Origin of the sequence: Streptomyces sp. BE303 (genome assembly GCF_036290945.1) — a bacterium.
Taxonomy (GTDB): Bacteria; Actinomycetota; Actinomycetes; order Streptomycetales; family Streptomycetaceae; genus Kitasatospora.
Map to the genome: position 1 here is coordinate 1 of NZ_JAQYWZ010000418.1, position 23,757 is coordinate 23,757.

Consider the following 23,757-nt stretch of genomic DNA (forward strand, 5'->3'; position numbering starts at 1 on the left):
CTTGCTCAGCCAGGGCATCCGACCGGCCGCCATCGCCTCGATGTGGTAGTCCGGCTCGCTGCCGTCGATGCAGATGACGACGACCGGGTTTGCGGGCCTGGCGTACGTCCTGCCGTTGACGGTGAAATTCCCGGTGGTCACAAAGGCTCCTTGGCGCGTCTGTAGCGTGGCTTGCGTCTTTCTGAAACACCAGGGTGGTGGCGGGGCCGGGTCGGGAGGAACCCCCGATCCGGTTATGCGCCCTATAAGGAATAGTTGACGGTTTATCGCAGGCCGGACGCGGAGAACTCTTCAAAATCGGTCCGGTGCAAGTTCGGAATGTCCGGTGCCCGGGGAGCGGTGCGCCTCCGGGGGTAAGTGGAGGCCGATGCTCCGTGCCCCCGGCGCGGCGGCATCACGGCGACGCCCCGCCCCGGATCGACAGGCTGTCACGCCCGTCGCCGCCGGAGAAGACCCAGGGCCCCGGTATCAGCAGGAGCCGGTGCGTGCCGTCGACGACGGCGAGCACGAGGGTCTCGAACCGGGGCCGGGACCGTGGCCCCAGGGGGAGGGGTGGGCGTGGTCGAGGGGGGCTGCACAGGTAGGCGGCCGGCCGCGGGGCGGGGGAGATGTCGGGTGCGCGCATGTACGGGCTCCACGGGGTTCGAGGAGGTGCCTGGCAGAATACCTGGCGAATTCGGACATCCAAGGGCGAGATTTTCGCGTCGGCACGCCCGATGATTCGGTGGCGCGTCCGGGAGGGATTTCGGCAGTCACCGGGTCGGATGTGGGATGTGACACCGAGACGCACCCGTTCGGTATCCGGGCGCGGGGTGGGGGAATATGGGGTGGTGATTCGATCGGCGGACACGGGGTGATGGAGAGGTGGCGCCGGCGCACTCCGGCGAGGCGGATCGTCCGGCTCGCAGGTACCGCCCGGTGTTGGCGACGGTGTCGATCGAGCGGCCGGACTCGGAGCGTAGGCCCGTGCTCCGCCGCTCATCGGGCAGGGGAGCACGGGCCGACGGCACGACCGGGCCGGTGTGCTCAGCCGGATGCCGGGGTGCCCGTCGTCGCGGCGTCCGCGGTGGGTGCGCGGGTACCGCTGGGCGGGCCGCCGTAGACCTCGATCTCGTACAGCGAGTAGCCCCAGCCGGTGCCGCGTGCGGTGCCGTACATCCGGAGGTAGCGGCCGGAGCCGGTCAGGCCGGTGAGGTCCTGGACGCCTCCGGTCGCGGCGGTGGTGGTCTGGATGGTGCGCCAGGTGGCGCCGTCGTCGGACACCTGGATGTGGAAGTCCTTGCCGTACGCGGTTTCCCAGCGCAGCACGACCCGGTTGACCGTGTGGGTCGAGCCGAGGTCGACCTGGAGCCACTGCGGGTCGCCGTAGGTGCTCGACCAGCGGGTGGTGCTGTCGCCGTCGGTGGCGTGGGCGGCGGGGAAGTCGGCGGTCTCGGTGCTGGAGGCGGTGGTCGGCCGGTTGCGCGCCAGGTTGCCGGGCTGGGCGGTGCCGGGCCAGGCGGGGTTGTGGCCGACGGCGGCGGCGATCGGGACGAAGGACGCGTAGGTGGCCGTCAACTTGGCTGATCCCCAAGTCTGTTGGGCGAGTCCGCGGAGCGGGTACATGATGCCGGCGGCGATCTGGTCCTCGGTCTCGGCGTTGGGGTTGTCGCACCAGACGTGGATCAGTGAGCCGGGGTTCCTGGTCGGGTCGGTGAGGGTCCGGCCGCCCTGGAAGAGGTCGGGTGTCCAGGTTTCGTACATCCACCTGGTGTTGGGCTTGGCGCCGCCGAGCACGTAGTAGGTCGGGGTCCAGGACTCGTTGGCGACCCGGTGCCCGGCGGCGGCCAGTTGCTGGGGGGTGAGGCCGTAGTCGTACCAGTACTCGACCAGGATGTCGGGGTTGGGGGCGATGGTGCCGTCACCGGCCTTGATACCGTCGTTCCACATCCGGGTGGTCTTGCCGGCGGCCCGCACCAGGGCGTCGGACCAGTTGACGAAGCCGTAGTAGGTGTCCTTGGCGGTCGCGTTCGCGCCGTAGTGGGCGCGGGCGTAGGCCAGCAGCTGGGGGTAGCGGCTGTAGTCGTCGACGTACTCGTCGGCGCCGATGTGCCAGTAGGGGGCGGGGAACAGCGGCAGGTACTCGTTGATCAGGTCCTTGATCAGCGTGTAGGCCTCGGGCTTCGAGAGGTCGATGAAGGCGGGGTCGGCCGTGCCGGAGCTGTTGCGCAGGGCGAGTTCGGGGTGGGCGGCGAGGATCGGGTTCATGTGCCCGGGGGTGTCGATCTCGGGGACGATGGTGATGTGGTACCTCTGCCCGAGGGCGACGAGGTCGGCGATGTCCTGCTTGGAGTAGTGGTCGGCGGAGACGATCTCCGGGTGGGTGGAGCTTTCCAGGCGGAAGCCGTGGGTGTCCGACAGGTGGAAGTGGAAGTAGTTGAGCTTGAGGTAGGCCAGTTCCTTGATGTGCTGCTTCACCCAGTCGACGGTGAAGAACTTCCGGCCCTGGTCGATCATCAGCCCGCGTTCGGTCTTGGTCGGCCAGTCGACCGCGGTCCCGGCCGGTACGGTGGCCGACTGGTGGAGCAACTGGAGGATCGTGCGGGTGCCGTTGAACGCGCCGGTGGTGGTTCCGGCCCGGACGGTGATCGACGCGGCGACGGTCAGCCGGTAGCCCCCGGCGGGCAGTGAGTCGTCGCCGAGGGCGAGGGCGATGTCTCCCGCGCCGGCGGTGCCGACGGCCACCGGGATGCTGCGGCCCGCGAGCTGACCGAGGTCGTCGGCGAAGGTGGCCGCGTCGTCGGCGAGTTCGCCGCTGTGGGCGGGGTCGAGGACGATCCGACTCCCGGTGCCGAAGGTGTACGAGCCGGCGTCGGCCGTCCACTGGCGCAGTGCGGGTACGGTCTGCGGCGGCGCGGCTGCGGTGGTGCCGGCGGTGCCGGCGGTGACAGTGGTGGCGGTGGTGGCGGCGTTTCCGGCGAACGCCGAACCGGGTAGGACGAGGGCCGCCGCGGTACAGACGGCCACGGTCAACAGCCTGAGCAGTCTCATGGGGAGCTCCAGAAGGACAGGCGGGGATACCCGGGGGTATGAGGGAGCGGAGGCGTCGGGCGAGCCGGAGCGGGCGGCCGTGCTGAAGGCCCGGTCCCGGGCGATCTCACCGACGCCGGTCTGTCAGGCGGACGGGGCGCCGACACGGACCCCGACAGCCCCGGCGCAGGTGCAGAGGGGCAGAGGGGTAGAGGTGAGCTGACACCAGTGCAACGCACAGCCGGTAAAAGGGTCAAGAGTTGATTGGAACTCGGCTGGATTGTGCATGACTGCGCACAATCGTTGACGTTCGATGGAACCTCCGGTGCCGAGATCCCGGGTTGGCGTCCTGCCGTGCACCTCGGAGGCGACATAGGTCAACACCGGCGGGCGTGCTCCGTCGCCGACGCTCGTCGAACAGCGCTGCCCCGGGGGCCCGGCCGAACGGTCTGCCGCGCGGGCGCGGTCCGCCCGGTGGACTGGACCAAATCCAGATGATTCCGGCCAGAGGGCGACGACGACGGCGTGGCGTTGGCGTGGCGTTGGCGTTGCTTCGGTGTGGCCTTCGGCGCCGCAGGCCGGCCTCGGGTGCCCCGCGTCCGCGACCGGATCAGCTGATGTCGCCCATCTGCTCGCCTCCAGTTGCCGCGCGAAGGCCGGGCAGGAGTGGTACTTCCATCCCACGGTCGGCGGTGACCCTCGCGCAGATCTCCCGGACGGTCACTGGTGCCCGGACCTTCGACCTCGACGGGTTCCCGTGGACGGCCAGGGCGCGATCGGCGTGCCCCTCGCCTCCGGCGACGGTGCCTGCACCGTCTGCACCGCGTATGCGAGCGCCACGCCACCGATCTGCCCCTGACCACGTCCTGAGCGGCTGTGCCGCCCGACCGCGACCACGGTTCGGCGGCACGGCCGCTCTGAGTGTCCATTGGGGCCAGTGTTAACGAAACGATAACCGGTCTGGTCCCGTTATCTGATGTCACCTTCCGTTCACAGAACCGAACTGAGCGTGTAACGCGTCCGGGACACCGTTCCGGCTATGCGAGTCATAGTCATCGGCGCAGGCGTTCTGGGAACCATGCACGCCTGGCACGCGATCAAGCGCGGTCATCGGGTGGTCCACATCGAGCGCGAGGCCGAGGCCAGGGGCGCCTCGGTACGCAACTTCGGCCTGGTCTGGGTCAGCGGCAGGGCCGAGGGCGAGGAGCTGGCGGTCGCCCAGCGGGCGAGGCAGATCTGGGGGGAGATCGGCGCAAGCGTCCCGGAACTGGGCTTCCGGGCGAACGGTTCACTCACCCTGGTGCGGACCGAGGCGGAGCTGGCGGTCGCCGAGGACGCGGCATGGGGTGCCGGGGCCGCGGCCCGCGGTTTCACCCTGTTGGATCCCGCCGAGGCGCGGGCCCTGAACCCGGCTCTGCGCGGGGAGTTCCTCGCGGCCCTGCACTGCGCGCGGGACGGCGCGGTCGAGCCGCGCACCGCCCAGCTCGCGCTTCGCGCGGCCCTACGGGCCAGTGGCCGGTACAGCTTCCTGCCCGGACGGGAGGTGCGCGCGGTCGTCGGCGCGCACGCGGTGCGCGACGACCACGGCGAGGTGCACTACGGCGACGCGGTCGTCCTGTGCACCGGAGCCCACCTCGGCGGCCTGGTGCGCGAACTCGTCCCCGACCTGCCGGTCCGCCGGGTCAGGCTGCAGATGATGCAGACGGACCCGCTGGGGGAGCAGCTCACCACCTCGGTCGCGGACGGGGACAGCTTCCGCTACTACCCGGGCTTCGTCGGCCCGGCGCTGGACGCCCTCAACCTCGGGCAGCCCCAGGACCCGACCGCCGCCCGGCACCGGATGCAACTGCTGATGGTCCAGCGCCGCGACGGCGGGCTGACCATCGGTGACACGCACGCCTACGACCAGCCGTTCGGCTTCGACGTCGTCGAGGACTCCTACGCCTACCTCGCCGGCCTCGTCGAATCCGTCCTGGGCCGCGCACTGCCCCCGATCCGGCGCCGCTGGGCCGGCGTGTACGCGCAGTGCGCGGACGCCACCCGGGTCGTCCACCGCCAGCAGGTGCGCGACGGCGTCTGGCTGGTCACCGGCCCCGGCGGCCGGGGCATGACCTGCTCACCGGCCATCGCCGAGACCACCGCCGACCTGCTCGGTCTCTGACGCCGGCCGGACCGTCCCGCTCACCGGTCCCGCCCCTCGCTCCCGCCCGTCGCGCCGGAAAGGCGGACCCGCGGTCGGGCGGAGCTGTCATGACCCACTGACCCCGGCCCGTGCGTCCGGTCGTCCCGGACACGGCCGGCACCACTGCCGCCGAGGGCGGCCCGGCCGAGCCAGACCTCCCGGCGCGTCGCCGACGGCAGCGCCGAGCGCGTCGCCGTGCTGGACGGCGTGCGTGCCACCACGGGCGGGAGTGAGATCCCCGCCTGCGCCGGGGCGCACCGCGAGCCCGAGGAGCGGCGCCCTCCCCGCGCGGCCCTCGATCGCCGTCCTGCCCGGCGTCCTGCGCGCCCGAGCACCCGGCCTGCCCACCCCGCCCACGACCCGCCCACGACCCGCCCACGACCCGCCCACGACCCGAGAGGAACCCAGCACCGTGGCCGCTCGAACACCCTCGCGGACAGCGGACCGATCCGCCGCACCCCCTTCCGACCCCAGGCCGCACCGCCGGTCCGGCATCGACTTCCAGGACGTCACGGTGGCCTACCACGGCACCGTGGTCCTGGACGGCTTCACCCTCTCCGTCGGCCCCGGCGAGGTGGTGGCGCTGCTCGGCCCGAGCGGCTCCGGCAAGACCACCGCGCTGCGGACCGTCGCCGGTTTCACCGCACCCGTCGGGGGCCGGGTGTACCTCGGCGGACGCGACGTCACGGGTCTGCCGCCGTACGAGCGCGGCATCGGCATGGTGGTGCAGCACTACGCGCTCTTCCCCCACATGCGGGTCGACCAGAACGTCGCCTTCGGCCTGAAGGCGCGCAAGGTCGCCCGCCGGGAGATCCCGGGCCGGGTGTCCGAGGCACTGGAACTGACCGGTATGGCCTCCTACGCCGCGCGCTACCCGCGCGAGCTGTCCGGTGGCCAGCAGCAGCGGGTGGCCATCGCCCGGGCGCTCGCGATCCGCCCGGACGTGCTCCTGCTGGACGAACCGCTGTCCGCGCTCGACGCCAGGCTCCGCTCCGACATGCTGACCGAACTCGCACGCCTGCACCGCGAACTGCCCGACGTCAGCATGCTGTACGTGACGCACGACCAGATCGAGGCGCTGACCCTGGCGGACCGTATCGCGGTCATGAAGGACGCCCGACTGGTGGACTGCGGCACGCCGCAGCAGCTCTACCGCCGCCCCCGCGACACCTTCACCGCCTCGTTCGTCGGCGGCGCCAACCTGCTGCCGGTGATCGTGGAGGCGGGTGGCGGCCCGCAGGGCACACCGGTCCGCCTGGACGGCACGCCGCTGCGCGCCACCGCGACGATCCCGCTGCCGGCCGGGCGGGCGGCCACCCTGTGCCTCCGCCCGCACCTGCTGCGGATCGTCCGCGCGTCCGACGCCGCCAACCTGCTGCACGGAGTCGTTGCCGACGTGCAGTGGCGCGGGGCTACTCACCGGCTGCTGGTCGACCTCCCGGCCGGTCGCCGGGTCGTCGCCGACCTCGCCGGACCACAGGTCCCGGTCGGCCCCGGCGAGTCCGTCGTGCTCGGCTTCGACGTCGAGGACGCGATCCTGCTGGGTACGCCGCCGGACGGCGCCGGCCGTCCCTCCACCCCCGCCCGGGGCGGCGCCGATGGCTAGCGCGGTGCTCGGCGGGACACCCGCCCGCGCGGGTCGCGTCAGGACCCTCCGCCCCGGGGTGTGGCTCCTCCCACCTCTGGCCGCACTGGGATTCGCCTTCCTCTACCCGCTGGCGCTCGTCGCCCTGCAGTCCTTCGCACCGGACGGCGGCGGCCACTCCGTGGAACCCTGGCGGGAGGTCCTGGCCTCGGCCGCCTTTCGCGCCGCGCTGTGGAACACGGTCTGGATCGCCTCGGGCGCGACGGCGGGCTGCCTCGCACTCGGGTTCTTCCTGGCCCTGGTGATCGCCTTCGTACCGTTTCCCGGGGCCCGCGCCTTCGGCCGCTTCATCGACACCTTCCTCGCGTTCCCGTCGTTCCTGATCGCGCTGGCGCTGGTGTTCATCTACGGCTCCGCAGGCATGGCCAACGGCCTCCTGACGGGCCTGACGGGTGCTCAGGGCACCCCGATAGCCTTCCTCGCGACCCCGTGGGGTGTCCTGCTCGCCGAGGTCACCTACTTCACGCCCTTCGTGATGCGCCCGCTGCTCGCGGCGTTCTCCCAGGTGGATGCCGCCCAGATCGAGACCGCCTCCTCGCTGGGTGCCCGCCCGTGGCGGATCGTGCGCCAGGTGATCCTGCCCGAGGCCCTGCCCTCGCTCGCGGCGGGCGGGAGCCTGGCCCTGGTGATGTGTCTCAACGAGTTCGGGATCGTCCTGTTCACCGGGGCCAAGGGCGTCTCGACGCTGCCGACGCTCGTCTACAGCCGGGCCATCCTGCAGTCCGACTACCCGGCGGCCTGTGTCATCGCGATGGTCAACGTCCTGCTGTCGGTGGCGCTCTACGGCGTCTACCGGCTCTGCGTACGGGGCCGGCGGGAGAGGGGAGGCAGCCGTGCTGGTGCCTAGCCGACTCGGCCGCGCCCTGGTCTGCGGAGCTTTCCTCCTCCTGGCCGTGCCGCTGTTCGCCCTGCCCTTCCTCACGGTCCTGACCGCCTCCTTCGCCCAGGGGTGGAGCGGGGTCCTGCCGTCCGCCTTCACCACGGCCCACTACGCGGACGCGGCGCACGGGGAATCCCGGGACGCGCTGTTCACCAGCCTCGCCACCGCCGGGATCGCCAGCGTGGTGGCGCTGGCGGTCGGCGGCTGGGCGGCACTGGCGGCCCGGAACGCGGGGCCGCGCCTGCGCCGGGTGACGGACGGCCTGTTCATGCTGCCGGTAGCGGTGCCCTCGGTGGTGGTGGGCCTCGGCCTCCTGGTCGCGTTCAGCCGCCCGCCGGTGCTGCTCAACGGCACCAGCACCATCGTCATCGTGGCCCACGCCGTCCGGGTCACCGCCTTCGCCTACCAGTCCGTCGCGGCTGCCGCGTCGCGGCTGGACCCGGCCCTCGAACAGGCCGCCGCCGGGCTCGGGGCCCGGCCCGCCCGCGTGCTGCGGCGGATCACCGTCCCGCTCCTGCTGCCCTCGCTGAACGCCGCGTTCGGCCTGTGCTTCGCCCTCTCGATGGGCGAGCTCAGCGTCACGATGATGCTGTACCCACCGGGCTGGCTCCCACTGCCGGTACGGATCTTCGCCGCCACCGACCGGGGCGCGGTCTTCACGGGCGCCGCCCTCGCCGTGGTCCTCCTGGTCAGCACGCTGGTGGTGCTGATCGGCTCCTCCCGGCTCCGGACCAAGGCCCCGTACCGCTGACGCCCTGTCCACCCCGCTGCCCCTCCCTTGTTCCACCCTGCTGCTCTTCCCTGCTCCGACTCGCCACGGCCCCGTGCGGCCGCGTACCCCAAGGAGTCACAAGCCATGAAGGAACTCCGTAGAACGGTCCTCTCGGCCACGGTGGTGCTGGCCCTCACCGGATCGTCGGCCGCGTGCGCGGGCGGCGGCCCGTCCGCCGGCCAGGGCTCCACGGAGGTCACTGTCTACAGTGCCGACGGCCTCAAGTCCGGCGACGGCAGCGGCTTCTACGACAAGGTGTTCAAGGACTTCACCGCGAAGACCGGCGTCAGGGTCACCTACGTCGAGGGCGGCTCGGGCGAGATCGTCCAGCGACTGCTCCGGGAGAGGTCCAACACCCAGGCGGACGTGATCGTCACGGTGCCGCCGTTCATCCAGCAGGCCGTCGGCAAGGGCCTGATCACCCCCTACCGGCCGCCAGGGGCCGACCAAGTCCCCGCGGCCGACAAGGACGCCGACGGCGCCTGGACCACGGTGGTCAACAACTACCTCTGCTTCATCCACAACACCAGGCAACTGCCCGAGCCCCCCAAGAGCTGGAACGACCTGCTGGACGCCAGGTTCCACGGCAAGCTCCAGTACTCGACACCCGGCGTGGCAGGTGACGGAACCGCCGTGCTGATCAAGGCCATGCACGACTTCGGAGGCATCCGGGAGGCCGCCGACTTCCTGCGGAAGCTCCAGAAGAACAACGTGGGGCCCTCCAAGTCGACCGGCGCGCTGGCGGCCAAGGTCGACAAGGGGGAGCTGCTGGTCGCCAACGGCGACGTACAGATGAACTACGCCGACACGAAGTCGATGCCGAACCAGGGCGTCTTCTTCCTGGCAGGTCCCGACGGCAAGCCCTCGACCTTCGCCCTGCCCTACGCGGGCGGCCTGGTGAAGTCGGCCCCGCACCCCGCCGCCGGCCGGATGCTGCTCGACTTCCTGCTGACCGAGTCGGTGCAGAAGCAGGTGAGTGCGGTCGCCGGCGGCTTCCCGGCCCGCAGCGACGTTCCGGCGACCGGGGACGACGCGGCCAGGCTCGCCGCACTGCTGAAGGACGTCGACATCTTCACGCCCGACTGGAAGGACATCGACACCAACCTCAAGAGCTACACGGACGCCTGGAGCCGGGCCACCGGGAGCTGACGACCACCCGGGCAAGGGAGGAGTGATCGAAGGCGGGCCCGAACGTCACGGCACTCGCGGCGGCCTCGATCGTGACTCGCACCCCGGTGAGCCGGGAGCTGTCCACCTTCTCGAACGATGGTGGGCCGCCGGCCGTGCGGCCCACCATCAGTGCGTTCCGGCGGCTCAGTAGAGAACTACGGAGAGCCGTGCCGGGCCGGTCTCGGTGGTGGTGTCGCAGAAGTACACGATGGCCTGGTGGTTGTTCACACACCGGACGGGGAGGGGCGTGGGGAGGGTGTGGGTCCTGGGGGTCGGGGGCGCGGGAGGGGCCCCGGTGCCGACTTGCGCTCCGGGGCCCCGAAGGGGAAACAGCTGACCATCTACCGGCCCTGGGCCGGTCCTTGTGTCCGCGGCTCCTCGGGGGAGGAGCACTGCGGGGATCGCGTATGCGTGACCGGAAACCACCGTCCTTCGTACGTTGAGGGGTCTGCGGTGTCCGCCCGGACGAGAAAACTCATCTCACGGGTCGGGCGATCCTGATGGCGTGTGCGCCCTCCGTCTCTTCCTCTACTTCACCGGACAATCTGCGAACTGCGTCGGTCCTGCTCCGGCGGCCGTACCGGCCCACCTTCTCCGGCAGCCGGCCCCTCGCCTGCCCTGCTCGTACCGCTTGGCTTGGAACCCCACTGCCCGGACCACCCAGCACGCGCGCCCGCAGCCCGGCGCCTTTACTGGGGTACTGCGTCCCGCAACCACGGGTGACTGCGACTCGATTTCACCTGCTCGTCCTGCGCATGCTTCTCCTGCGGTACCGCTGGGTGATGGCCCCTGATCACTGCGGGCCACCCGGCCCGGTCACCGGTCCTGTCGCCGTACTCCGCTGTCCTTGGCTTCAGGGCCCCGCAACCGTTCCGACCTGTGAACTTCCGTACTGCTTCCCGCCAGTTCGTGCCTGGAGGGTCCCGCTGACTGCTGTCTACGAGAGAAACACTAGCCACGTCCCCTGGCAATGTCTACTCTGGCCAACATAGATTTGTCGGTGTTCGAGAGGAAGGTAGTCTCCGGTCCGGACGGAGACGGACCGGCGCCCGCGCCCCGGCGCCATGGCGGGGCGACCGGCGGCAGCGGTGTTCCGGGTCGGTGGTGGCGGCGGTCCGGGCACCGCGTGTGTCCGCTGCCGCCGGGGGCGTGAGGCCTGATCGGACTTCTCACGAACACCGGAACGGGCCTGCCGGGAGGGGCGTGATCGCCGTGTCCTGACCATGTCCTTGAGGGAGGCCGGCGCCGGGGGACTACCCGGCGTTCGGGGCCGCGGCTGCCCCGGTCGTGGCGGGCGTGTGGGTGGTGGCGGCGAGGTCGGCGCGCAGGGAGGTGACGTCCTGGGCGGCGCGGGCGGCGGGGAGGCCGGTGCCGTTCTCCTCGCAGACGCGGATCAGGTGAAGCTGGGCGCGCTGGAGCCGGTGGAGGGTGCGGGCGGCCTTGCGGCCGTGGATCTTCTTCATGTGCCTGCGCAGGTGGCGGCGTGCGTGCAGGGACCCGAGGGCGTCGCGTTCCTCGGGGGTCATGAGGTCGTCGTCGAGGTAGTGGTCGGCGACAGTGCGGATCTGGGTGCCCTCCTCGCGTCCGGCAAGCTTCCACAGCAGGTAGCCGACGGCGAGGATCGGCAGGCCCTTGACCAGCGAGAGGACGACGATGCCGCCCACGCCACCGCCTCCGATGTCCTGCAGCCAGGGGGAATTCCAGAAGAAGTGCATGGACCAGGCCAGGGCGAACGCGCCGACGGCGACGGCGGTGCGCCGGACCAGGGGTTCGTGGCGGCGGGTGACGAAGTATCCGATGCCGAAGGCGGCGACCGAGGTGTAGAGGGCGTGGCTCCAGATGCCGGTGATCACGCCGCGTACCAGGAACATCAGCCCGACCGGGGCGATCTGGTTGGCGTAGGGGAACTGGATCGCGGTGTTGACCGAGTAGAGGAGGTCCTCCACGATCTGGAAGCCCAGGCCGATCATCGCGCCGACGGCCACGACGGACAGGATCGTGCGGAACTGGGTCCGGGCGATCATGATCAGTACGACGACGCCGAGCAGCTTGAGGAGTTCCTCGTTGATCGGCCCGGCCAGCGCGGGGCCCCACTCGGCGGTGAACTGCGGGCCGAAGAGCTTGGCGGACAGCGACTGGACGGCGGAGTTGACCGGGAGTGCCAGGTAGCAGGCCGCGAAGCCGCCCCAGCCGAAGGCCATGGCGAAGCCGAGCGGAGGGTGCTGCTCGAAGAGGTCGAGCGAGCGGAAGAAGAGCAGGAACGGGACCGCGTACAGCGTCCAGAGCAGGGTGGCGAACACCACGGCCGCCGGCACGATGCGGAATCCGAGGGTGAAGTTGGACACCATCGAGAAGACGCCGTTGGCGAGGAAGAACACGTAGAGCCAGAAGGCGGCGCGGCGGGGCTGGAAGAACCCGTCCACGCCGAGTGGGGCGCGTTCGTCGACCAGGGCCGCGGCGCTCAGTCGGCGGTGCGGGGTGAACGGCTGGTGCAGTGTGCTCATGCCCGGTCCCCTGTCGTGACGCTGTCGACCATCTGCTGGAACTCGCCCGCCGCGGCGGGCAGCGTGCCGGATGCGCTCTGCCCGTTGAGGGTGACCACGGTCTTCGCTCCGGGGTCGTAGGCGATCCACATGGTGCCCTCGATGCCGGAGGTGAAGTAGGAGAACTTCACACCGGTCAGGCCGTTGCCGGTGTGGAAGGACTGGTCGTTGCCGTACAGGTGGACCTTTCCGTCGGCTCGGAGGATCTTCTTCTCCCTGGCGGTCTGCTCCTCCAGGGTGCCCATCCACTCCGCCGTCGAGACGACGAACGCACTGGACTTGCCGGTCACCACCGCACGCTGCCCCGGGGTGGTCTCGGCGCGCTCCAGCGACCAGCCGCCCGCCGGAACGAAGGAGACGTGGTCGGAGACGGTGATCACCGTGCCGGGCCGCACCTCCTCCTTGCCGGAGGTGTGCTCGTCCCAGATCGTCCAGAACCCCACATAGGCGAACACGAGGGCCAGCACCAGGAAGGAACCGCCCAGCGTCCTGTACCGCTCCCGCCGGGGTATCGCCGGCAACACCGCCGGAACCGGCGGTTGACCGATGGCCATGAAAATTCCTCCTAGGAAACCTCAAATGATCGCAAAGACTGAAAAGAATACTCGAAACGACCAAAAAAGCCCTAATGCCTCGACCTCGCGCCCGCAGGTGTGGATTCCGCCGGGCGTACGTGAAGCGTGATCGTCCACATGGACGGGCTGACGGCCGACATACACGCCCTCCCCGCCGTTGCCACCCGCAAGAACCTCGGAGGCCCCGACCACCAGGCCGACCGCGTCATCGAGGAGGTCCACGATTTCCACGCCGGCCGCGCCGCCTGGCCGCCTGACCGTTGATCCCACAGGCGAAGCGTGAGTTGACTACCGGTCTGCCACTTCCCGAACGTGTGATCGATCGGATTTCGGGCATGCCTAAGCCGCACAGGACGACCGCAGGAGGAGCCGGTGTTCACGGCACACCATTGGATCGACGCCCTCGGCCTGGAAGCCCACGTGGAGGGCGGGTACTTCCGGCGGACCTTCCAGGCGGACCACCGCCCCCAGGTCCCGGCACCCGGCGGCGACCGCTACACGGTGACCTCCATCCACTACCTGCTCACCCACTGGTCGCCGGTCGGACACTGGCACCTGAACAAGTCCGACATCCTGCACTTCCACCATCACGGCGAACCGGTCACCTACCACCTGCTCCATCCGGACGGCCGCCACACCACCGCCGTCCTCGGCCAGGACCCCGGCCGGGGGCACCTCCTCACCCTCGCCGTGCCGGGAGGTGTGTGGAAGGCCTCCCACCTCACCGCCGGGGACCACGCCCTGATCAGCGAGGCCGTCGTGCCCGGGTTCGACTACGCCGACATGACCCTCGGCCGGGCCCACGACCTCGTGACCCGCTTCCCGGGCCATGCCGAACTCGTCCACCGCTACTGCCGACCGGACCGAACCGGCCCTCCTCCCCGGTGACCTGGTCTCCGCGATTCCGGCGAACACGGCCGGCACCGGCTTCGGCTGTCCGACCGGCCGGCTCGCGGAACCACTCCTCCGGCATGATCGCGGGACCGTCGCAGGAGTCGAACTGCACCGCGGTGAGCAGGACGAACAGGCCGGCGACCGCTGCGGCGGCGGCGCAGGCGACGCCGCCGAGGACGCCCGGCGTCGCGACGATCCGGCGTGTTCGTTCGCTCATCCTGTCCGTCCGGCGGTTCCTCTCGAATGTGCGCACCGTGCGGGAGGCCGGCCTGACCGGGGCGCCTCCTGGTCCGCCCGGTCCGTGCCCGGCTGAACTGGGCAATGAGCACTGTGTGGGCCGGGCCACGTCCGGCCGCCCGGGTCGGATCGACAGCACCACGGGCGGTCCCTGCCTGGTTCCCGGTCCCTGCCGCTCCCGCCGCGCGCGGCCCGGACGGCGGGGTGGGCGAATCCGCTGGTCATGGGGCCGCCACGCGGCGCGAGGTTACCGCCCGGACCCCGGACGGCCCGTGCGCCCCCGCGATACGCGCGCCTATCGTCGCTCGTGCGGGGCGGCGACAGCCTCTGGACCCCCGCAGCCGACCGGCGTCCTGCCCTGATCTTCGGGACGCTGCGGCAAGCACGCGGCTGGGCCGCGCTCCCCGAGGGATGGGGTGTGGCCCGGCTGTGTGTCCGCCCCTGTCCCGCGGTGGCCTGGTCGTCGGTCCAGGTAACGGAGTTGGCGACGGCGTTGCTGAGCAGGCGGGCCCGGCTGACCGGCTTCCGGTTCCTGAGCACGAGGGCGGTCAGGTGGCTTCCGCACGTCGCGGGGCGCAGGGGTGAGGTGAGGCCGGGTGTGCTGCACCTGGGCAGACGGCGGCCTCGTTGCCGCAGTCGGCCGGTCCGAAGCTGGGGTTTCGCTCACCCTGCTGGGCCCGTCGCCCCGGCATGACGAACAGGACTTCCCCTTGACCGCCTCCGGTACCAACAGCCCTGCCGTTCTCGAACAGCTCCAGCGCCGATCCGCCGACCTGAAGCGGCGCATCCTGTTCACCGGCGCGACCATCGTCACCATGGACCCCGACACCGGGGTCGCGTGGAGGCTGCCCAGCAGGGCCAGTGCGTGGGCGCTGGGGCTGCCGGGTTCGGCGTGGTACATCACCAGCTGCTGGCCCGGGGCGCCGCGGACGTCGAAGGTCTGGTACGTGAGGTCGAGGGGGCCGACGGCAGGGTGCAACAGCTCCTTGCCGTCCCGGGTCTTGCCGTACACGGTGTGCGAGGCCCACAGGGCGGCGAACTCCTCGCTCTCCGCGGCCAAGGCTGCGACGAGATCGTGCAGGCGCCGGTAGTGCGGGTCCAGGCCGGTGGCGTGGCGCAGCGCGGCCACGACCGCCTCGGCCGCCCGCCCCCACTGTGAAGAAACTCCGGGCTGCCGGGTCGAGGAACGTCATGCGGGCCATGTTGTCCACGCGCCCGAACGGTGAGAACAGGGCGTCGGCGAGCGCGTTGGAGGCCAGGAAGCCGCCGGCCGGGTTCAGGACGAACGCCGGGGCGCCCGGGTGCCCGTCCAGCAGCTGCCGCAGCGCGGGGCTCACCGCCCCCCGTGGCTGAGGGCGTTCACCGTCCGGCGTGGTGCCGGCCAGCCGGAACATGTGCTCCCGCGCCTGGTCGTCCATCCGTAGCGCGCCGCTGATGGACTCCAGGATCTGGGAGGAGGGGCTGCGCTCGCGGCTCTGTTCGAGACGGGCGTAGTAGTCGCTGTTCATCCCGGCCGAGACGGCGACCTCCTCCCGCCGCAGCCCCTCCACCCGGCGCGCGCCGTAGGAGGCGAGCCCGACGTCGTCGGGCCGCAGGCGGGCGCGGTGGGCGCGCAGGAAGTCCCCGACATCGTTGCTGGTCACCCCAGCAGGCTAAGCCGCTCCCCTCCCCGCGTGCCTGGGTGCGCCGCACCCGGGCACGCCCCGCCCTGGCCCCCGACGGTGTGCTCTTCCACGAGCACCTCGTCCTGTACAAGGACGAGCAGGCGTGACCCACACGGCGAGGACCATGCCGAGCACCGGCGTCAGCAACGGCCAGGGTCGTGCCCTCCGCCGCCGCCCTGGCGCCGGCCGCAGCGTCGTCGGCGCCGTCCGCACGGTCACCGATGCGGCAGCGTTGGACGTGGCCGTCGGTCGGGACGGCGGCCTCGAAGGTCTGCGGGTGCCGGACGCCGAACGAGGTCGCTGCCATCGCCCCGCCCGGGGGGAGCCGGACCCTCATGGCGGGTGCCGCGCCGCTGCGGGCCGGGTGTGGCTAGGACTCGCCGTTCTCGTGGCGCAGGGTGTGGCGGTCCTGCCGCATCCGGGCCTCGGCGAGATGGCGGCGGCCGGCGGCGAGGTCGTGGCGGACCTCTTCCTCGACGGCGGTGAACACGTCGTAGTAGGTCCGGTCGTAGGCTTCGACGACCTGGAAGGTCCACATGCCCGGTAGGACGTCGCGGCCGACGAGCTCGCGTTCCACCAGGTCGGCGTGGGCGCTGTGCCCGGCCTCGCGCAGCATGCGCACCCCGTCGGTGAGCATCCGGTCGGCGGCGCCGGTCATCTGGTGGACCGCGTACAGGTGGCCGCGGGCCTGCTCGGTGCATTCCAGCGCCTTCGAGAGGACCCCCAGCGCCTCCACCGTGGCGCTGCTCACCGAGGGCGCTCCACCGTCGGGTTCGGCGGCGCGCGCCCTGCTCGGGCCGCGCACCCCGGGGCGGCGGGGTCGGGCGTCGTGCAACGGCTGCGTGGATCCGTCCATGCTCGGCGGGTGCCCAGCCTGGGGCGCCGGAATCACACGGCCGGCGCCTGAACGTCCGTATCGACGGAGGTCTGCCGCCTCACCTCGGCTGCGGCGCCGTCCGATGTGCCGCTCGACACCCCCCGTTCGCGGCGGAGCGCGGCCGTTGCCGCACGCCGCGGCTGTGAGGGTCGGGCGGCTCGGCGGGCCGGCCGGATGCACGGAGCGGTCCGCGCCTCCGGCCGGGGCCGGACGGGTGGACCGGTGCACGCGATGCGTGTGGCGCCGGGGCGTGGCCGCGAAGCTCCGGACACTGGCAGTCGAGGGCCGCGTTCAGACGTCCGGCCTCGCCCACGACGAGGACGGAGAGCGGCCGGGTGCGACAGACGGGCGGACCAGCTGGCGCCTACGACCGGCCCGACAGCAGTGCGGTCGGGTTCGGGGCGGGACTGCGGGTCGTCCTCACGGCTGCGCCGGGCTGCGGGCGCTCTCCGAACACCGCCCGCGGATCCGGGTCCGGCCGGGCCTGCTCCGACCACGTCGGGGGGTTCGCGCCGCGCGGCGGCAGGCGGACCCGGGCCCGGCTGGTCCGGTCCGGGGGGCGGGCCGTCGGTGCGACCGGCAGAGGCCCCGACAGGGGAGTGATGGTCCGGCCGGCGACGTCGACGGAACCGGTCCAGGCGTGCGCCGTCGTCCACGACGACCTGATCGACGCGGCGGCGCGGCGCAGGCGCCCACTGGTCGGCGTCGGTTCCCGAACGGAGGGAGGGGCGCGATGGGCACCGTGACGGGCCGCACCGACCATGTCGTCGTCGTGGGCGCGGGACTGTCGGGACTGTCCGCGGCGCTGCACCTGCTCGGCGCCGGGCGGCGGGTGACCGTCGTCGAACGCGACGGCGGGCCGGGCGGGAGGGCCGGGCGGCTCGACGCGGGCGGCTACCGCATCGACACCGGCCCCACGGTGCTGACCATGCCCGAGATCCTGGACGAGGCGTTGTCGGCGGCGGGCGGGTCGTTGGCGGAGCGGATCGAGCTGGTGCCGCTCAGTCCCGCCTACCGGGCGGCGTTCGCGGACGGCTCCACCCTCGACGTCCACAGCGAACCGGAGTTGATGGAGGAGCAGGTACGGAGGTTCGCCGGCGAGCGGGAGGTCCTGGGGTACCGCCGGCTGCGCCGGTGGATGGAGGACCTCTACCGGGTGCAGATGCGCAGCTTCATCGACGCCAACTTCGACTCCCCGCTGGACCTGCTCGGCGCGGACCTGGCGCGCCTGGCGGCACTGGGCGGCTTCGGCCGGCTCGGGCCGAAGGTCGCGTCGTTCCTGCACGACGAGCGGCTGCAGCGGGTGTTCTCCTTCCAGTCGCTGTACGCGGGGGTGGCACCGGGCCGGGCTCTCGCGGCGTATGCCGTCATCGCGTACATGGACACGGTGGCGGGGGTCCACTTCCCGCGCGGCGGCATGCACAGCGTCGCGCAGGCCATGGCGCACACCGCGGCGGCGGCCGGCGCGCGGCTGCGCTACGGGGACGGGGTCGGCCTGCTGGAGCGCGGCCCGTCGGGGCGGGTGACGGCGGTCAGGACGGTCACGGGCGAGCGGATCGCCTGCGACGCGCTGGTGCTCACGGTCGACCTGCCCGCTGCCTACCGGCTGCTGGGCCGGGCGCCGCGGCGGGTGGCCCGTCTGCGGTGGGCACCGTCGGCGTTCGTGCTGCACGCGGGGACCGACCGGCGGTGGGAGCAGTCGGCGCACCACACCCTGTCGTTCGGCCGGGCCTGGCGCTCGACGTTCACGGAACTGACCCGGACGGGACGGCTGATGAGCGACCCCTCGCTGCTGATCACCAACCCGACGGTGACGGATCCGTCGCTGGCTCCGCCCGGGCGCCACCTGCACTACGTGCTGGCGCCCTGCCCGAACCTGGAGCAGGGCCCGATGGACTGGCACCGGATCGCACCGCGCTACCGGGACCAGGTGGTCGCGGAGCTGGAGAGGCGTGGCATGGACGGCTTCGGGGACGCCATCGAGTACGAACGGCTGGTGACGCCTGCGGACTGGCAGCGGTCGGGCCTCGCCGCCGGGACGCCCTTCTCAGCCGCGCACACCCTCCGTCAGACCGGGCCGTTCCGGCCGCGCAACCTCGTCGCGGGGGAGGAGAACGTGGTGCTGGCCGGCTGCGGGACCACACCGGGCGTGGGGGTACCGACGGTGCTGCTGTCCGGGAAGCTGGCCGCCGCCCGGGTCACGGGTGTTCCGCGCGGGCGCGCCGGCCTGTCCGCGCGCGCCGCGGCGACGGGCGGCGGCCGGTGAGCGCCCGGGAACTGGACAGGGCGGGGGTGTCGGACCGGGACCTGCGGCTGGCCTACGAGGAGTGCCGACGGTTGAACGCCCGTCACGGCAGGACCTACTTCCTGGCGACCCGGCTGCTGTCACCCGCGCAGCGGCCCGCCGTGCACGCCCTGTACGGGTTCGCCCGCTGGGCCGACGACATCGTCGACGATCCGGGAGTCCCCGGGGGCCTCACGGCGCGCGCCGCCGCGCTCGACGAACTGGAGCGCCGATTCGGCACGGCGTGGCAGGACGGCCGAGGGGGGCACCCCGTGGTCGACGCCGTGGTCGACACGGCCCGCCGCTACGGCATCGGGCGGCGGCACTTCACGGACTTCCTCGCCTCCATGCGGATGGACCTCCACGTCGAGGAGTACCCGACCTTCCAGGAACTGATGACGTACGTCCACGGATCGGCGGCCGTGATCGGCCTGCAGTGCCTGCCGGTCCTCCGCACGGTCGGCCCCCAGGAGCGGGCGGCGCCGCACGCCGCCGGGCTGGGGACGGCCTTCCAGATCACCAACTTCATCCGCGACGTCGGCGAGGACCTCGACCGCGGCCGGATCTACCTGCCCGCCGACCAACTGGCGTCGCACGGGGTCGACCGCGACCTGCTGATGTGGTGCCGACGGACCGGGCGCGGCAGCACACGGGTGGCCGCCGCCCTGCGCGAGCGCATCGCGCACACCCGGGGCCTCTACCGGTACGCCTCCCTGGGCGTGCCGATACTGGCCCCCGCCTCCCGCCCGTGTGTGGCGGCGGCCCTGGTGCTCTACCGCCGGATCCTCGACGAGGTCGAACGCCACGGGGTCGAGGTGGTCCTCCATCGGCGGGTCTGCGTGTCGCGCGGCCGCCGCGCGGCCGTGGCGGCCCGCGGTGCGGCCGGGGCCGCGGTCGCACGGTTCGGCGCAGCGGCCGCACGGCGCGGGGGCCGCTGATGGGCGGGGACCGCGGGAACGGCCCCCTGGTACGCGGCCGCGGCCCGAGCCCCGGCACGGCACCGAACACCGCACCACTCCCCCGGAGGAAAGACGACCCCGTGACCGAGCACCGCCCGCCCCCGACCGGCCTCCTCCCCGTGCGCAGGCGCCGACGCGAACGCTGGCTCGACCAGAGTCCCACCTGGGAGCAGGCCCGCCCTGCGGTCATCCAGGCGGCCGTCGTCCGCGCGAGCGCCCGCCCCACCGGCAACTGGTACGTCCTCGGGGCGAGCAGCACCCTTCGGCCGGGCCGGTCGGCGGCCCGGTACGTGGCCGGCCGCGAACTCGTCGTATGGCGCGCAACCGGCGGTGACGTCCACGCCGGGCCCGGCGCCTGCCCCCACCTCGGAGCACCCCTGTGCGGCGGCCCCGTGGACGGCGCCGACCTCGTCTGCCACTGGCACGGGATGCGGCTCGGACCGGCCGGCACACCGGCCTGGCGCACCCATCCCTGCCACGACGACGGCGCGCTCCTGTGGGTGCGCCTGGACGGCATCGGCGGGGAGGACCCCACACCCCTTCCGCCACGCACCCGCCGCCCCGACCCGCGGACGGCGCTCACCGCCGTCACCTGCGTCGCCGGCAGGTGCGAACCCCGCGACATCCTCGCCAACCGACTCGACCCCTGGCACGGCGCCTGGTTCCACCCCTACGCGTTCGGCGCCCTGCGGGTCAGCGAGAGCCCGCCCGCCGACCTGCCCCGCGACACCCCCGCCGACACGGACCGCTTCCTCGTCGAGGTGGAATTCCGTCTGGGCCGGCGCCTCGCCGTCCCCGTCACCGCCGCATTCACCGCCCCGGGACCGCGCACCGTCGTCATGGAGATCATCAGCGGCGAAGGAACCGGCAGCGTCGTGGAGACGCACGCCACTCCCCTGCGCGGCCCGGACCGACCGGCCCGCAGCATCGTCACCGAAGCCGTCGTGGCCGCCTCCGGCCGACGCGGATTCGCCCTCGCCCGCGCCCTCGCCCCCCTCGTCCGCCCGGCCGTCCGCCGCACCGCGGCCCGTCTGTGGCGCGACGACATCGCCTACGCCGAACGACGCCACCTGCTGCGCACCCGGACGGACCCCCGGTGAGCGGGCCGGACAACGTCGACATCGTCGTCATCGGTGCCGGAGCGGCCGGCCTCACCTTCGCCCACCGGCTCGCCACCGCAGGCCCGGCCGCACCCACCGTCGCACTCGTCGAACCCTCCGACGGGGACAGCCGTCGCCCGGCCCCGCGCACCTGGTGCTTCTGGGAACCGGCGGGCGGCCCCTACGACGGCCTGCTGACCGCCAGTTGGGACAGCGCAGCCCTCTGCTCCACCGACGGCACACTCACCCGGCACGCCCTGGGACGCCAGCGCTACAAGATGCTCGACTCCGAGACCTTCCGCCGAGCCGTCCACCGGCGCCTGGACCGCTGCCCCAACTTCCGGCACGTCACCGGGGTCGCCGGGGAGGTCTTCGACACGCCCGCCCGCATTCTCGTCCCCGTCGACACCGGCGCCGCCACCCGCACCCTGCGCGCCCGCTGGGTCCTCGACTCACGGCCCAGACCACCGCGGCCGAATGCGCGGACCGCCCTGCTCCAGCACTTCCGGGGCTGGTTCGTCACCACCGACCGGCCCGCCTTCGACCCGTACGTCCCCCTGCTGATGGACTTCCGCGTCCCCCAGCCGGCCGCAGGGCTCGCCTTCGGCTACATCCTGCCGCTGGACGAGTGCCGCGCCCTGGTCGAGTACACCGTCTTCAGTCGGCGCACCTGGCCCGAGCCCGCCTACGACCCGGCCCTGCGCGGCTACCTGCGCGACCGGATCGGCACCACCGGCTACCGGATCGACGCCGTCGAACACGGCGTCGTCCCGATGACGGACGCCACCTACCCCCGCCGCGAAAGCCCCCACCACATCAGGATCGGCACCAGCGGCGGCGCCACCCGGCCCTCGACCGGATACAGCTTCGCCGCCAGCCGGCGCCAGGCAGACGCCGCGGCACGGTACCTGCTCGACGGAAAGCCACCCGTACCACCGCGCCCCCACCCGCGCCGCCACCTGGCCCTGGACGCCGTGCTCCTCCGCGCCCTCGACCAGGGCCGCATCGGCCCCGACTTCTTCACCACACTCTTCCGCGCCAACCCCGCCGAGACCGTGCTGCGCTTCCTCGACGGCGCCTCGACCGCCCGCCAGGAACTCGCCATCGGCCTGCACAGCCCGCTCGCACCGATGCTGCGCTCCTGCCTGGACATCGCGCTCCACCGCGCCCGCCGAGGGCCCGCCGCCCACGCCCCGGAGCACCGATGACCGTCCTGCACGGCCCCGCGCTGAACGACGCCTTCAACCGCGCCTGCGGGAACTACGACCGCCTCACCGCCCTCAGCCCCGGCTACCACCGCCAACTCGCCTCGGCCGCAGCACTCCTGGGACCGGCCGGCGCAACCCCCCGACGCATCCTGGACCTCGGCTGCGGCACCGGCGCTTCCACCCTGGCCGTCACCACAGCAGACCCAGGCGCCGTCGTCACCGCCGCGGACGCGTCCGCCGGCATGCTGGAGCACGCCCGCGCGAAACCCTGGCCCCCGCGGGTCGAATTCGTCGAGGCCCGGGCCGAGGACCTCGGGCGGCCACCGGTGCAGGGCCCCTACGACGCCGTCCTCGCCGCCTACCTCCTGCGCAACACCGCCGACCCCGACCACGTGCTGGACCGCATCCGCCAGGTCCTGCGCCCCGGCGGCCCCCTCGTCGTCCACGACTACACCCTGCGCGGACGCACCATCGACCGGGCCCTCTGGAACGCCCTGTGCTGGGGCATCGTCATCCCCCTCGGCACGGTCGGGGCGGGCGGACCGACGCTCTACCGCCACCTGCGCCGCAGCGTGCTCGGATTCGACACCGCGCACGCACTGGCGGCCCGGATCGAGCGCGCGGGATTCACCGACGTCCGGGTCCACCCGGCCACCGGGTGGCAGGCCGGCGTCGTCCACACCCTGACCGCCGTCCGGCCACCGGAGCACCCGTGACCCGCAGATCCCTGCCGCCCGGCGCCCGCGACACCCGCGCCGTCCTGTGGCCCGCCCACCACGGCGCGACCCGCGCGGGATCCCCGCCGCCGCGCGCCGCCGTCGTCGGAGGCGGCATCGCGGGCCTGACAGCCGCCGTCGCACTCGCCGAGCGCGGCATCGCCGTCAACCTCTACGAACGCGGCCCGCACCTCGGCGGCAGACTCGCAGGCTGGGACACCACCCTCGCCGACGGCACCACCGTCACGATAAACCGCGGGTTCCACGCCTTCTTCCGTCAGTACTACAACCTCCGCGCCCTCCTGCGCCGGATCGACCCCGCTCTCGGCTTCCTCACCGCCCTACCCGACTACCCGCTGCACAGCAGCACCGGGGGGACCGACCGCTTCGCCGGGCTCCCGCGCACACCGCCGTGGAACGCCCTCCTCTTCGCCCTGCGAAGCCCCACCTTCCGGCTGACCGACCTGGCGCGCATCGACGCCCGCCGCGCCCGCCCGCTGTTCGACGTCCGCGTCCCCGACGTCTACCACGCGCTCGACACCTCCAGCGCCGCCGAGTTCCTCGCGGCCGTCAACTTCCCGCCCAAAGCTCGCCACCTCGCCTTCGAGGTCTTCTCACGCAGCTTCTTCAGCGCCCCCGAGACACTCTCGGCCGCCGAACTCGCCCTCATGTTCCACATCTACTTTCTCGGCTCCTCCGAGGGCCTCCTGTTCGACGTCGTCAACGAACCCTTCCCGCAAGCCCTGTGGAACCCGCTCGCCGACCGGCTGGCCGCACTGTCCGTCCAGGTGCACACCGCCACCGCCGTTCGCGCCGTCGCGCCGCGTCCCGACGGCGGCTTCGACCTCGACCTCGACGACGGCGCCGAGGCCTTCGACGCCGTCGTCCTCGCCACCGACCCCGCGGGCCTGCGGACCCTGGTGGAGCGGTCCCCCCTGCTCGACGACCACGAGCTGCGGGCCTGCGCCGCCGCCGTGCGCCAGGCTCCGCCCTTCCTCGTCAGCCGCCACTGGATCGACCGGCCTGCCCGCCCCGACCGGGC

17 protein-coding genes and 1 pseudogene are annotated in these 23,757 nt (G+C 72.6%); 12 read left to right on the forward strand and 6 right to left on the reverse strand.

The genetic code is table 11. The features are described from left to right. Nucleotides 1–1,026: 1,026 nt before the first annotated feature. Nucleotides 1,027–3,030, reverse strand: coding sequence for a family 20 glycosylhydrolase (locus PUR56_RS07400; RefSeq protein WP_329948325.1), 2,004 nt, complete (start codon nt 3,028–3,030; stop codon nt 1,027–1,029). Between the two features lie 1,018 nt (nt 3,031–4,048). Between PUR56_RS07400 and PUR56_RS07405 the strand changes: the two genes are divergently transcribed. The 5 genes from PUR56_RS07405 to PUR56_RS07425 all read left to right on the forward strand — a co-directional run bounded on the left by PUR56_RS07405 (nt 4,049) and on the right by PUR56_RS07425 (nt 9,637). Then, nucleotides 4,049–5,170 (forward strand): TIGR03364 family FAD-dependent oxidoreductase, encoded by a 1,122-nt coding sequence (locus tag PUR56_RS07405; protein ID WP_329878722.1) that lies wholly within the window; start codon nt 4,049–4,051, stop codon nt 5,168–5,170. Nucleotides 5,171–5,684: 514 nt separating this feature from the next. Then, nucleotides 5,685–6,797 (forward strand): ABC transporter ATP-binding protein, encoded by a 1,113-nt coding sequence (locus PUR56_RS07410; protein ID WP_329948332.1) that lies wholly within the window; start codon nt 5,685–5,687, stop codon nt 6,795–6,797. Continuing rightward, nucleotides 6,790–7,683 (forward strand): 2-aminoethylphosphonate ABC transporter permease subunit, encoded by an 894-nt coding sequence (locus PUR56_RS07415; RefSeq protein ID WP_329878720.1) that lies wholly within the window; start codon nt 6,790–6,792, stop codon nt 7,681–7,683. Before PUR56_RS07410 ends, PUR56_RS07415 begins: the two co-directional genes overlap by 8 nt. After that, nucleotides 7,670–8,467, forward strand: a complete 798-nt coding sequence (locus tag PUR56_RS07420) for an ABC transporter permease (protein WP_329878718.1) — start codon at nt 7,670–7,672, stop codon at nt 8,465–8,467. The genes PUR56_RS07415 and PUR56_RS07420 overlap by 14 nt, the downstream gene beginning before the upstream one ends. 105 nt (nt 8,468–8,572) lie before the next feature. Then, nucleotides 8,573–9,637 (forward strand): 2-aminoethylphosphonate ABC transporter substrate-binding protein, encoded by a 1,065-nt coding sequence (locus PUR56_RS07425; protein WP_329878716.1) that lies wholly within the window; start codon nt 8,573–8,575, stop codon nt 9,635–9,637. Between the two features lie 1,274 nt (nt 9,638–10,911). On the opposite strand, the gene PUR56_RS07430 is transcribed toward PUR56_RS07425, so the two are convergent. The 3 genes from PUR56_RS07430 to PUR56_RS07440 are packed head-to-tail and all read right to left on the reverse strand — an operon-like array spanning nt 10,912 to nt 13,007. Beyond that, nucleotides 10,912–12,162, reverse strand: a complete 1,251-nt coding sequence (locus PUR56_RS07430; protein WP_329948326.1) for a PrsW family intramembrane metalloprotease — start codon at nt 12,160–12,162, stop codon at nt 10,912–10,914. After that, nucleotides 12,159–12,755 (reverse strand): hypothetical protein, encoded by a 597-nt coding sequence (locus PUR56_RS07435; RefSeq protein ID WP_329878712.1) that lies wholly within the window; start codon nt 12,753–12,755, stop codon nt 12,159–12,161. Before PUR56_RS07435 ends, PUR56_RS07430 begins: the two co-directional genes overlap by 4 nt. A 21-nt stretch (nt 12,756–12,776) precedes the next feature. After that, nucleotides 12,777–13,007 carry a hypothetical protein gene (locus PUR56_RS07440; protein WP_329878710.1) on the reverse strand — a complete coding sequence of 77 codons (231 nt, stop codon included), beginning with the start codon at nt 13,005–13,007 and terminating at the stop codon, nt 12,777–12,779. A gap of 141 nt (nt 13,008–13,148) precedes the next feature. Here PUR56_RS07440 and PUR56_RS07445 point away from each other — a divergent pair, with 141 nt between their 5' ends. Beyond that, nucleotides 13,149–13,664, forward strand: a complete 516-nt coding sequence (locus tag PUR56_RS07445) for a cupin domain-containing protein (RefSeq protein ID WP_329878708.1) — start codon at nt 13,149–13,151, stop codon at nt 13,662–13,664. 1,075 nt (nt 13,665–14,739) lie between these two features. Here the strand turns inward: PUR56_RS07445 and PUR56_RS07450 are convergent. Together PUR56_RS07450 and PUR56_RS07455 are read right to left on the reverse strand one after the other, a co-directional pair. Beyond that, nucleotides 14,740–15,550 (reverse strand): annotated as a pseudogene (locus tag PUR56_RS07450) (helix-turn-helix domain-containing protein); the annotation flags it as partial. 391 nt (nt 15,551–15,941) lie between these two features. Beyond that, nucleotides 15,942–16,322, reverse strand: a complete 381-nt coding sequence (locus PUR56_RS07455; RefSeq protein ID WP_329878706.1) for a hypothetical protein — start codon at nt 16,320–16,322, stop codon at nt 15,942–15,944. 859 nt (nt 16,323–17,181) lie between these two features. Here PUR56_RS07455 and crtI point away from each other — a divergent pair. The 6 genes from crtI to PUR56_RS07485 all read left to right on the forward strand — a co-directional run. Continuing rightward, nucleotides 17,182–18,714, forward strand: coding sequence for a phytoene desaturase family protein (gene crtI / locus PUR56_RS07460; RefSeq protein WP_329948327.1), 1,533 nt, complete (start codon nt 17,182–17,184; stop codon nt 18,712–18,714). Continuing rightward, on the forward strand, nt 18,711–19,670 hold the full coding sequence (locus tag PUR56_RS07465; RefSeq protein WP_329948328.1) for a phytoene/squalene synthase family protein: 960 nt from the start codon (nt 18,711–18,713) through the stop codon (nt 19,668–19,670). Before crtI ends, PUR56_RS07465 begins: the two co-directional genes overlap by 4 nt. A gap of 101 nt (nt 19,671–19,771) precedes the next feature. Then, nucleotides 19,772–20,791: a DUF5914 domain-containing protein gene (locus PUR56_RS07470; RefSeq protein ID WP_329948329.1), complete on the forward strand. Its 1,020-nt coding sequence runs from the start codon at nt 19,772–19,774 to the stop codon at nt 20,789–20,791. Then, nucleotides 20,788–21,999: a lycopene cyclase family protein gene (locus tag PUR56_RS07475; RefSeq protein WP_329948330.1), complete on the forward strand. Its 1,212-nt coding sequence runs from the start codon at nt 20,788–20,790 to the stop codon at nt 21,997–21,999. The genes PUR56_RS07470 and PUR56_RS07475 overlap by 4 nt, the downstream gene beginning before the upstream one ends. Beyond that, nucleotides 21,996–22,715: a class I SAM-dependent methyltransferase gene (locus tag PUR56_RS07480; protein ID WP_329948331.1), complete on the forward strand. Its 720-nt coding sequence runs from the start codon at nt 21,996–21,998 to the stop codon at nt 22,713–22,715. The genes PUR56_RS07475 and PUR56_RS07480 overlap by 4 nt, the downstream gene beginning before the upstream one ends. Next, nucleotides 22,712–23,757: FAD-dependent oxidoreductase (locus tag PUR56_RS07485; RefSeq protein ID WP_443034454.1), on the forward strand; the 1,046-nt coding region annotated here is incomplete at its 3' end. The genes PUR56_RS07480 and PUR56_RS07485, both read left to right, overlap by 4 nt.

Coding starts and splice junctions, on each gene's coding strand:
- PUR56_RS07400 (WP_329948325.1), bottom strand. CDS start 3,030: ATGAGACTGCTCAGGCTGTTGACCGTGGCCGTCTGTACCGCGGCGGCC.
- PUR56_RS07405 (WP_329878722.1), top strand. CDS start 4,049: ATGCGAGTCATAGTCATCGGCGCAGGCGTTCTGGGAACCATGCACGCC.
- PUR56_RS07415 (WP_329878720.1), top strand. CDS start 6,790: ATGGCTAGCGCGGTGCTCGGCGGGACACCCGCCCGCGCGGGTCGCGTC.
- PUR56_RS07425 (WP_329878716.1), top strand. CDS start 8,573: ATGAAGGAACTCCGTAGAACGGTCCTCTCGGCCACGGTGGTGCTGGCC.
- PUR56_RS07430 (WP_329948326.1), bottom strand. CDS start 12,162: ATGAGCACACTGCACCAGCCGTTCACCCCGCACCGCCGACTGAGCGCC.
- PUR56_RS07435 (WP_329878712.1), bottom strand. CDS start 12,755: ATGGCCATCGGTCAACCGCCGGTTCCGGCGGTGTTGCCGGCGATACCC.
- crtI (WP_329948327.1), top strand. CDS start 17,182: ATGGGCACCGTGACGGGCCGCACCGACCATGTCGTCGTCGTGGGCGCG.
- PUR56_RS07480 (WP_329948331.1), top strand. CDS start 21,996: ATGACCGTCCTGCACGGCCCCGCGCTGAACGACGCCTTCAACCGCGCC.